General features: G+C 70.7%; 9 protein-coding genes. All 9 read left to right on the forward strand.

Annotated features, from left to right (window positions below):
- On the forward strand, positions 1–1,348 hold a 1,348-nt coding region (gene murF / locus VKH46_11140; GenBank protein ID HKB71389.1), incomplete at its 5' end, for a UDP-N-acetylmuramoyl-tripeptide--D-alanyl-D-alanine ligase.
- Positions 1,349–2,434, forward strand: a complete 1,086-nt coding sequence (mraY, locus tag VKH46_11145) for a phospho-N-acetylmuramoyl-pentapeptide-transferase (GenBank protein ID HKB71390.1) — start codon at positions 1,349–1,351, stop codon at positions 2,432–2,434. It abuts the gene before it with no gap.
- Positions 2,431–3,792 carry a UDP-N-acetylmuramoyl-L-alanine--D-glutamate ligase gene (gene murD, locus VKH46_11150; protein ID HKB71391.1) on the forward strand — a complete coding sequence of 454 codons (1,362 nt, stop codon included), beginning with the start codon at positions 2,431–2,433 and terminating at the stop codon, positions 3,790–3,792. Before mraY ends, murD begins: the two co-directional genes overlap by 4 nt.
- Entirely contained in the window at positions 3,782–4,873 is a 1,092-nt protein-coding gene (gene ftsW / locus VKH46_11155; GenBank protein HKB71392.1) for a putative lipid II flippase FtsW, read from the forward strand. The genes murD and ftsW overlap by 11 nt, the downstream gene beginning before the upstream one ends.
- A 1-nt stretch (position 4,874) precedes the next feature.
- The gene (murG, locus tag VKH46_11160; GenBank protein HKB71393.1) at positions 4,875–5,945 is read left to right on the forward strand and encodes an undecaprenyldiphospho-muramoylpentapeptide beta-N-acetylglucosaminyltransferase; all 1,071 of its coding nucleotides are present in this window, start codon (positions 4,875–4,877) and stop codon (positions 5,943–5,945) included.
- A 151-nt stretch (positions 5,946–6,096) separates the two neighbouring features.
- Positions 6,097–7,473: a UDP-N-acetylmuramate--L-alanine ligase gene (gene murC, locus VKH46_11165; GenBank protein ID HKB71394.1), complete on the forward strand. Its 1,377-nt coding sequence runs from the start codon at positions 6,097–6,099 to the stop codon at positions 7,471–7,473.
- Complete coding sequence (locus VKH46_11170) at positions 7,470–8,225, forward strand: FtsQ-type POTRA domain-containing protein (protein HKB71395.1); 756 nt, start codon at positions 7,470–7,472, stop codon at positions 8,223–8,225. Before murC ends, VKH46_11170 begins: the two co-directional genes overlap by 4 nt.
- Positions 8,225–9,442: a cell division protein FtsA gene (gene ftsA / locus VKH46_11175; GenBank protein HKB71396.1), complete on the forward strand. Its 1,218-nt coding sequence runs from the start codon at positions 8,225–8,227 to the stop codon at positions 9,440–9,442. Before VKH46_11170 ends, ftsA begins: the two co-directional genes overlap by 1 nt.
- Before the next feature lie 11 nt (positions 9,443–9,453).
- A complete protein-coding gene (gene ftsZ, locus VKH46_11180; protein HKB71397.1) occupies positions 9,454–10,611 on the forward strand; it encodes a cell division protein FtsZ in 1,158 nt (385 codons plus the stop codon).
- Positions 10,612–10,876: the final 265 nt, after the last annotated feature.

Here is a 10,876-nt window from a genome sequence, read left to right on the forward strand (position 1 = left end):
GGCGGCGGCGTGGGGAATCGCGCCGCCGGCCGATCTGACGTTTTCGGGGGTCGCGGTCGACTCGCGCCGGGTCGAGGAGGGGAACCTCTTCGTCGCGCTGCCGGGCGCCCGCGCCGACGGGCACGATTTCGTCGGCGAGGCGGCGCGCCGCGGGGCCGTCGCCGCGCTCGTCGCGAGGGCGCCCGACGGGATTCCCGAGGGGTTTCCCCTCTTCGTCGTGCCCGATCCGCTCCGGGCGCTGCAGGCGCTCGCCGCCCGGAAGCGCGCCGAAGAGGGGTTCCGGCTCGCCGCCGTCACGGGCTCGGTCGGAAAGACGACGACGAAGGAGATGGCGGCGGCGATCGTCGCCCGCCGCTTCCGCACGGGGAAGACTCCGGGGAACGCGAACAGCGGCATCGGTTTTCCGATGGCGGTGCTGGGCCTGCCGGAAGGGCTCGAGGCGGTCTGCGGCGAGTTCGGGATGAGCACGAAGGGGGAGATCGCCGCGCTCTCGCGCCTCTTCCGCCCCGAGGTCGCCGCGATCACGAACGTCTCGGCGGCGCACGCGCAGAACTTCGCGTCGGTCGACGAGATCGCCGACGCCAAATGGGAGATCACCGAAGGGATTCCCCCCGGCGGGACGCTCGTCTACAACGCCGCGGACGAGCGCCTCCGGGCGCGTGCGAAGACGTGGGACGGCGACGCGGTCCCCTTCGGAGCCGAGGACGCCGACGTGAGCGCCTCCGAGATCTCCGCGTCCGGGCTCTCGGGGAGCGAATTCACGATCTCGATGCGCGGGAAGACGGCGCGGGTCCGTCTCCCCGTTGCCGGGCGGCACCAGGTGACCAACTGCCTCTGCGCCGCGGCGATGGCGCTCGTGTGGGGCCTGGGTCCCGCCGACGTTGCCGCCGCGATGGCGCGCTTTTCGCCGCCGGAGCGCCGCGGGGCGGTGTACCGGCACGTCTCCGGAGCCGAGCTCGTCGACGATTCGTACAACGCGAGCCCGCACGCGATGCGTTCCGCGGTCGCGGCGCTCGCCGGCGCGGCCGCGCCCGGCCATCGGGTCGCCGTGCTCGGCGATATGAGGGAGCTCGGCGCCGAGGGGCCGCGCTGGCACCGCGAGCTCGGAGAGTTCGCCGCGGCGCGGGTCGACCGGCTCGTCTGCGTCGGTCCCCTCGCCCGCGAGATCGGCCGCGGCGCCGTGGACGCCGGGCTCGCCGCCGACAGGGTGACCTGTCTCGAACGGGCGGAGGACGTCTTGGATGCGGTCGGTCCGACTCTCGCCGCGGGGGACGTCGTCTGGATCAAGGGATCGCGCGGCGTCGGACTCGACGTCGCGGCCGACGCGCTGCGGAAGGCGGGACGCTGAATGCTCTACGCGCTCCTCTATCCCCTCCGCTCGGCGTTTCCGGCGTTGAACGTGTTCCGCTACATCACGTTCCGAACGGCGATGGCCGCGGTGACCGCGCTCGTCCTTTCGCTGTGGCTGGGTCCGTGGGTGATCCGCAAGCTCAAGTCCTGGCAGCTGAAGCAGTTCGTCCGCAAGGAAGGGCCGGAATCCCACTACAAGAAGGCCGGAACGCCGACGATGGGCGGACTGCTGATCCTCGGCGCGATCTTCGCGGCCACGCTCCTCTGGATGGATCTCGGCACGCGCGACACCTGGATCGCGCTCGGGACGACGGCGGCCCTCGGTTGCGTCGGTTTCCTCGACGACTGGACGAAGGTCCGCCGCAAGCACAGCCGCGGCCTCACGGGGAAGCGCAAGCTCGTGCTCCAGTTCGCCGTCGCGCTGGCGGCGGCGTTCGTGATCCAGCACTGGCCGCAGGCGCCGAGGCTCTCCACGATCCTGACGTTCCCGTTCCTGAAGAAATTCGTCCTCGACCTGGGAGTCCTGTACGTTCCGTTCGTCTCGGTCGTCGTCGTCGGCTCCTCGAACGCCGTCAACCTCACCGACGGTCTCGACGGGCTCGCGATCGGCGCCGTCGGCATCGCCGCGGCGACCTACGCGGTTCTCACGTACATCGCCGGGAACTCGGTCGTCGCCCACTATCTGCGCGTCCCGTTCGTCTCGGAAGCCGGCGAGCTCGCGATCTTCTGCGGCTCGATCGTCGGGGCGGCGCTCGGCTTCCTCTGGTTCAACTGTCACCCGGCGGACGTGTTCATGGGGGACGTCGGGTCGCTCCCGCTCGGCGGCGCGATCGGGATCGTCGCGGTGATGGCGAAGCAGGAAGTGCTCCTGGCGATCGTCGGCGGGCTCTTCGTCATGGAGGCCGGCTCGGTCATCCTGCAGGTCGCGTCGTTCCAGTTCACGGGCCGCCGGATCTTCCGGATGGCCCCGATCCACCATCATTTCGAGCTGGCGGGCTGGGCGGAGCCGCGCGTGATCATCCGCTTCTGGATCCTCTCGCTGCTCTTCGCGACTCTCGCGCTCTCGACGCTGAAGCTGCGATGAGGGAGAAGCGGATCGCCGTCCTCGGGCTCGCGCGGAGCGGTACGGCGCTCGCGGAGGCGCTCGCGGCGCGCGGCGTATCCGTGGCGGCCGGAGACCGGAAGCGCCGCGACGAGATCGAGTCCGCGCCGGCGATCGAGGCCGCGGGCGTCGAGCTCTTCGCCGGCGGGCCGGATCCCGCGATGCTCGACGGAGCGGAGCTCCTCGCGATCTCCCCCGGGGTCCCGCTCTCGCACGCGATCCCCGCCGAGGCGCGCCGCCGGGGGATTCCGGTCCTCTCGGAGCTCGAGGTCGCGTGGCGGATCCTCGAGGAGGAAGCCGAGGGGAAGAACGTCTGGGTCGCGGTGACGGGAACCAACGGAAAATCGACGGTCTCGACGTGGATCGCGGAGATCCTCCGGCGCGACCGCCGCGACGTCGCCCTGGCCGGCAACATCGGGACCGCGCTCTCCTCGTTTTGCGCGTCGCGCCGCCCGCGTTTCTTCGTCGTCGAGGTCTCGAGCTTCCAGCTCGAGACGATCGACCGGTTCCGGGCGGACGTTGCGGTCGTCACCAACGTCACGCCCGACCATCTCGACCGGCACGGGACCCTGGCGGCGTATGCCGCCGCGAAGGCGCGCGTCTTCGAGAACCAGCGCGACGGCGACGCCGCGATCGTCAACGAAGACGATCCCGGCTCGGCGGCGTTTCGCCCGCCGGCGCGGCGAATCGGCTTCTCGACGCGGAAGGCGGCGCCCGGCGGAGCGTGGAGCGCGGACGGCGCGCTCTGGTCGGAGATCGGCGGCGAGCGGCGGCGGCTCTGCGCCGCGGCGGAGGTCGCGCTCCCGGGTCTGCACAACCTCGAGAACGCGCTGGCCTCCGCCGCCGCCGCGGAGCTCGCCGGCGCCTCGCCGGAAGCGATCCGCTCGGGCCTCACCCTGTTCGCGGGGCTGCCGCACCGCACCGAGCTCGTCGCGGTGGCCGAAGGGGTCGCCTGGGTGGACGACTCGAAGGGGACGAACCCGGACGCCGTCGTGAAATCGCTCGCGGGTTTCCCGGACGGCCGCGTGATCCTGATCCTCGGGGGATCCGAGAAGGGGAGCGACTTCTCGATCCTCGCCCGGCCCGTCGCGCGCAAGGCCCGGCTCGTCCTGACGATCGGCCAGTCGGCCGAGAAGATCGAGCGGGCGATCGCCGGGGCGGAAACCCGGCGGGCCGGCGACATGGAGCGGGCGGTCGATCTCGCCGCCGAGGCCGCTCGCCCCGGCGACACCGTGCTCCTCTCCCCGGCGTGCGCGTCGTTCGACCAGTACCGGAATTTCGAGGAGCGCGGCGACCATTTCCGCGGCCTCGTTCTCGGGCGGGTGGCGCATGGCGCGTAAGCTCGCTTCCGACAAGATCCTCTTCACGGCGTTCATCGCCCTCGCGCTGCTGGGCTGCGTGATGATCTACAGCGCCTCGGCGCCCGAGGCGGCGCGCCTCTTCGGAAATCCCTACCGTTATCTCGCCAAGCAGCTCGCCGCGCTGATCGTCGGCCTGACGCTGGCGTTCGTGGTGTCCCGCGTCGACCACCGCCAATTCCGGAAGCCGATCGTCGTCTACGGCGCGCTCGGGACCTGCCTCGCGCTCTGCGTGGCCGTTCTCTTCCGGCCGCCGATCAACGCGGCGCGGCGCTGGCTCGTCTTCGGGCCCCTGACCCTCCAGCCCGCCGAGTTCCTGAAGGTCGCGCTCGTCCTCTTCCTCGCGTATCAGATCGACCGGAAACGCGAGCGGCTCGACGACTTCGTGCACGGCGTGCTCCCCGCGGCGAGCTTCCTCGGCCTCTCGGCGGCGATCGTCCTCGCCGAGCCCGACTTCGGGACGGCGATGTCGTACCTCCTCGTCGCGGGCGCGCTCTTCTTCCTCGCCGGGGCGCCGCTGCGCTACTTCGTGATCGGGGTCGCCGGATGCATCCCGGTGTTCACGCTCCTCGTGCTCTCCGCCGGCTACCGCAAGCAGCGGTTCCTCGCGTTCCTCCACCCCGAGGCCGATCCGCTCGGGCGCGGCTTCCAGGCGGCGCAGTCGCTGATCGCCGTCGGCACCGGGGGGATCACCGGCAACGGTCTCGGGCAGTCGCGGCAGAAGCTCTTCTTCCTGCCGTATCCCCACACCGACTTCATCTTCGCGATCGTGGGCGAGGAGCTCGGCTTCCTGGGCGCCATCGGGGTGATCGTCCTGTTCGGGCTGGTCGCGTGGCGCGGCCTCCGCGCCGCCCGCCGCGCTCCCGAGCCGCACCTGGCCTATCTCGCCGTCGGAGCGACCGCGATGATCGTGCTGCAGGCCGCGATGAACCTCGGGGTCGTGCTCACGCTCCTGCCGACCAAGGGGATCCCGCTGCCTTTCCTGTCCTACGGCGGGTCCTCGCTCGTCGCCGACTGCCTGGCGGCGGGGATCCTCCTGAACGTTTCCCAGCACGTCACGTGAGATGGCGAGAGACGGGGAGACGTACGTACTGGCCGGCGGGGGGACGGGAGGCCACGTGTTTCCCGCGATCGCGATCGCTCGCGAGATCCGCCGCCGCCGTCCGGAAGCGCGCGTCCTGTTCGTCGGGACGCGGCGGGGGTTCGAGGCCGTGATCGCGCCGAAGGAGGGCTTTCCGATCGAGTTCATCGCCGCCTCGGGGTTCGTCGGGCGGGGCGCCGGGGCGAAGGTCCGCGCGCTTTCGGACCTCGTCCGCGGGATCGCGCAGTCGCGGCGGATCCTGCGGCGCGAGCGCGCCGCCGCGGTGCTCGGCGTCGGCGGCTACGCGTCGCTCCCGGTGCTCGCGGCGGCCCGCATGGCCGGCGTCCCGGCGATGATCCAGGAGCAGAACTCCGTCCCCGGGATCGCCAACCGGCTCGGGGCGCGGATCGCGCGCGCGACGGCGGCCGGTTTCGAAGCCGCGTGCCGGCGCCTTCCGGGACGCTGCGTCTGGACCGGAAACCCCGTCCGCGAGGAGTTCTTTCGCGTGCCCTCGGCGGCCGCCGGAGGGCGGCGGGTGCTCCTCTTCGGCGGAAGCCAGGGCGCGCGCGTCTTGAACCGCGCGATCGCCGGCGCCGCGCCCGCGCTCGCCGCGGCGGGCATCGAGGTCCTCGCGCAGACGGGAGAGCGCGAGCTCGGCCTCGTCCGGGACGCCGTCGCTCCCTTCCCATCGATCACGGCCGTGCCGTTCGTCGACGCGATGGCGGAGGCGTTCTCGCGCGCCGACCTCGTCGTCGCGCGCGCCGGGGCGCTCACGCTCGCGGAAATCGCGGCGGCCGCGCGGCCGTCGATCCTCGTCCCGTTCGCGGCGGCCACGCATGCGCACCAGGAGGAGAATGCGCGGGTGTTCGAGTCGGCCGGCGCCGCGGTCGTCATCGGCGAGGGCGATCTCGACGGCGCGATGCTCGCCCGAACCGTCGACGAGCTCCTCGGCGACCCCGGCCGCCTTCGCCGGATGGGGGAGGCGGCGCGGACGCTGGGCAAGCCGGATGCGGCGGAGCGGATCGTGGATCTCCTGTTCGAGATCGCCGAATGAAAATCCGAAATTCGAAGCTCGAAACTCGAAACACATTCGAATCCCGAATTTCGAATGACCAGGCGGAGTCCCGTTTTGGATTCCGGTCATTCGGATTTCGTGCTTGTTTCGGATTTCGAACTTCGTGCTTCGAATTTCTTCAGGAAACGCCATGAGGTTCCTGAAGCTCCACCGCATCCATTTCGTCGGGATCGGCGGCGTCGGGATGTCCGGGCTCGCCGAGCTGCTGCTCTCCTATCCGCTCGCGATCTCGGGCTGCGATTCGGCCGAGAGCGACACGACCCGGCGCCTCGCCTCGCTCGGCATCCCGGTCGATCTCGGCCACGACCCCTCGCATCTCGACCGCGCCGACCTGCTCGTCATCACCTCGGCGGTCGGGGAGGAGAACGAGGAAGTCCGGCGCGCCCGGCTGCGCGGGATCCCGGTCATCCGGCGGGCCGAGATGCTCGCCGAGATCATGCGCCTGAAGCAGGGGATCGCCGTCGCGGGAACGCACGGGAAGACCACGACGACGTCGATGATCGGCGCGATCCTGACCGAGGCGGGTCTGGACCCGACGATCCTCGTGGGGGGAAGGGCGCATTACCTCGGAACCAACGCCCGCCTCGGGAAGGGGGAGTGGCTCGTGGCCGAAGCCGACGAGTACGACCGCTCGTTCCTCGAGCTCACCCCCGTCCTCGCGGTCGTGACGAACGTCGAGGAGGATCATCTCGACTGCTACCGCGATCTCGCCGAGATCATGGCCGCGTTCACCGCCTTCGCCAACCGCGTTCCCTTCTACGGCGCCGTCTTCGTCTGCCTCGACGACGTCAACGCGAGCGACCTTCTTCCCCGGCTTTCCCGCCGGACGGTGACCTACGGCGAGTCGCCGCAGGCGTCGCTCCGCGCCCGCGACCTCGCGCTCGACGCTTCCGGCGCCCGCTTCTCGGTCGCGGGAGACGAGCCGGATTTCGCCGGCGAGGTGTTCCTCCCCCTTCCCGGGCGCCACAACGTCAAGAACGCGCTCGCCGCCCTCGCGGTCGCCCGCGAGCTCTCGATTCCCTTTCCCGTCGCGGCCGGGGCCCTGGCGCGGTTCGACGGCGTCGCCCGGCGGTTCGAGACGAAGGGGGAGAAGAAGGGCGTCCGGGTCGTCGACGATTACGCGCACCATCCGACGGAGATCGTCGCGACGCTGGCGGCCGCGCGGCAGGTCCATCCGAAGAGCCGGATCGTCGCCCTCTTCCAGCCGCACCTCTACTCGCGCACGCGGGATTTCGCTCGCGAGTTCGGCCGCGCCTTGAACGGCGCCGACGTCGCCCTCGTCACCGAGATCTACCCGTCGCGCGAGGCGCCGATCCCCGGCGTCTCGGGCGCGTCCGTCGTCGAAGCGGCCGCCTCGTTCGGCCACAGGAATGCCCGTTTCCTGCCCAAGCGCGAGGAGATCGTCCCGCTCCTCGACGCGGTGCTCGTCCCGGGAGACCTCCTCCTGACGATGGGCGCGGGGGACGTGTACCGGCTGGGCGAGGAATACCTCGCGGAGAAGCGATGACGGCGGGCTTCCTCCGTCCGGGGATCGCGCGGGCGTCTCGGCTCGGCCGGAAATGGACCGTGCTCTTCTGGCTCCTCGCCGCCGGCGCCGCTTCGGCGGGAACGTGGAGGTATCTCCGCTCGCCGGCCCTCCTGCTGGAGCGGTTCGAGATCGAAGGGACGCGCCGGACCCGCACGCGGGACGTTCTCGCGGCGCTCGCCCCGTACGAGAGCCGCAACCTCCTGCTCCTGAACCTGGCGCCGATCGCGTCGGCGGTCGTGAAGGTCCCGTGGGTCGACCGCGTGACGGTCTCCAAGGAGCTCCCGCACGCGTTGAAGATCATGATCACGGAGAAGACCCCGATCGCGTTCTGCCGGCGCGGCGCTTCGCTCTTCTGGATGGACTCTCGCGGCGCGGTCGTCGCGCCGTTCGATCCGCGCGAGTCCGCCGGCGACTACCCGATCGTCACGGCTCCGGACGAGCGCCTCCCCGAGGCGGCGGCGTTGCTCGCGTCGCTCCAGCGCGGCTTCCCGGAGTACGCGTCGACGGTGTCGGAAATTTGGGCGCTTTCTTCCGGAGGATTCGGTATCATGGACGCAACATTGCGCGTACCGATCGAAGTTCTGGGTAGCGACGCCCCGGAGAAGATACGCGCCCTGTTCTCCCTCAAACCCGAGATGGACTCGCGCGGAATCGTTCCGAAGTCGATCGACCTCCGCTTCGACCGCCGGGTGGTGTTCTCCGGGGCGTTCGCGGGGGGGAAGACCATCTGATGGCCAAGCCGGAAAATTTCCTGGTCTCGTGCGACATCGGCTCGTCGAAGGTGTGCGTGCTGATCGGGGAGCCGAACTCCCGCGGCGGGCTCGACATCCTCGGGAAGGGCTCGACCGCGCACCGCGGGGCGCGGAAGGGGAACATCATCAACGTGGACTCGACCGTGGACGCGATCAAGCGCTCCGCGGAGGAGGCCGAGATCATGGCGGGCGCCCAGATCACGCGGGCCTACGCCGGGCTCTCGGGCTCCGCCGTGCGGTCGTTCAACAGCCGGGGCGTCGTGGCGGTCTCCGGGAAGGCCCGCGAGATCTCCCGCGACGACATCGCGCGCGTCGTCGACGCGGCGAAGTCCGTCCAGGTGCCGCAGGACCACGAGATCGTCCACGCGATTCCCCGGGAATTCTCGGTCGACGGGCAGGAAGGGATCGCCGACCCGCTGGGGATGGTCGGCGCGCGCCTCGAGGCGAACGTCCACATCGTGACGGCGCCGATCGCGGTTTCCCAGAACCTCGCGGCGTGCCTGAACAAGTCGGGGATCGAGGTCGTCGAGCTCGTCCTGGAGCAGTTCGCGGCCGCCGAGGCGGTCCTGACCGCCGACGAGAAGGAGCTCGGCGTGTGCCTCGCCGACATCGGCGGCGGCACGACCGAGGTCGCGCTCTACGAGAAGGGGTCGATCGCGCACACGGTGGTGCTTCCGGTCGGCGGCGACCACTTCACCAACGACCTCGCGGTCGTGCTGCGCACGCCGATTCCCGACGCCGAGCGGATCAAGCGCAAGTCGGGCTCGACGCTCCGGTCCTCCGTCTCCGAGGAGGAGATGGTCGAGGTGCCGATGGTCGGCGGCCGCACGCCCAAGCTCTGTCCCCGGACGATGCTCGCCGACATCCTGCAGCCGCGCGCCGAGGAGCTGATGGGGCTGATCCGGGACGAGGTCAAGCGCCTCGGGCTCGACGCGGAGCTCCGCTCCGGCTACGTGCTGACCGGCGGGGGCTCCGAGATGGAAGGGCTTCTCGAGGTGGCCGAGACGGTCTTCGACGGCCCGGTCCGCCGCGGCGTGCCCTCCCACGGGATCGGCGGCCTCGTCGACGTCGTCTCGCGCCCCGAGTGGGCGGTCGCGACGGGCCTCCTGCTCTACGGCCAGCGCGTCCAGTCGCACCGCAAGACGAAAGGTTTCTCGTTGTCCCGCGTGAAGAAATTTTTTGGCGACTTTTTCTGAGGAGAAGAGCGATGATCACCTTCGACGACGAATCCGAGAAGCGCCTCGCGATCGAGCTCGAGGACACCGAATCCGCTCCTGCCAGAATCCGCGTCCTGGGGGTGGGCGGGGGAGGCTCGAACGCCGTCAACCGGATGATCTCGGCGGGGATCCGGGGGATCGAGTTCATCGCCTGCAACACCGACTTGCAGGCCCTCCGCAAGTCGCTCGCGCCGCACAAGATCCAGCTCGGCTCGCGGCTGACGAAGGGGCTCGGAGCGGGGGCGGACCCCGAGATCGGGAAGAACGCGGCGCTCGAGGACCTCGACAAGCTCAACGCGCTGCTGGCCGGCTCGGACATGGTCTTCATCGCGGCCGGGCTCGGCGGCGGGACCGGCACGGGCGCGGCGCCGATCATCGCGAAGGTCGCGGCCGAGCAGGGCGCGCTGACGGTCGGGATCGTCACGAAGCCCTTCCTCTTCGAGGGGGGCAAGCGCATGAAGCAGGCCGAGCGGGGGATGCGCGACCTGCGCGACCACGTCGACACCCTGATCACCGTCCCGAACCAGCGCCTTCTCTCGTTCGTCGAGCGCGACACGACGCATCTCGAGGCCTTTCGCATCGCCGACGACATCCTCCGCCAGGCGATCCAGGGGATCTCGGACCTGATCACGTCGCCGGGAGAGATCAACCTCGACTTCGCGGACGTGAAGAAGATCATGTCCGACATGGGCCGGGCGCTGATGGGAACGGGGGTCGCCTCGGGCGAGAACCGCGCGGTCTCGGCGGCGCAGGCCGCGATCTCGTCGCCGCTCCTGGAGGACGCTTCGATCGACGGCGCCCGCGGCGTCCTGATGAACATCACGGGCGGCCCGGACATGACGCTGTACGAGATCAACGAGGCGGCCGAGATCATCCAGCGCGCCGCCGACCCGGATGCCGAGATCATCTTCGGATGCGTCACGGACGAGCGGATGGCGGGATCGGTGAAGGTGACGGTCATCGCGACGGGTTTCGACTCCGAGCACGACCGGCCGAAGGCGCTCGCGGATCTGGACGACGAGCCCGAGCCGGCCCCCGCCAAGCGCGCGCACTTCATGCGGAGCGACGATCCGACCGGTTTCGGCCCCAACGCCTCGGCGCGGGAGGACTTCGACATCCCGACGGTGCTGCGGCGCCAGATGGATTGAGCTCCGGGATATCGGGCCGGGTCAACGGCGGCGGGATCTCGGACCCCGACGCGGCTGGTCGATACCATCGATCCCGGCCGCGTCTTGACCGCTCGGCGCGTCCCCGCCTCTCTCCTCGGAACGTCATCCAGCGCCTCGCTCAAGGGTCCGCGGCCCGCCGCCGCGACCCGGCTATCCGACAACCACTCCGTGCACGCCCGAGGGCAAGCTCCGGGATATCGCTGTCGGTGAGCCGCGGGGCGGGGCGTACGACCACGGCGCGGCG

The sequence above is a fragment of the Thermoanaerobaculia bacterium genome (genome assembly GCA_035260525.1).
GTDB lineage: Bacteria > Acidobacteriota > Thermoanaerobaculia > UBA5066 > DATFVB01 > DATFVB01.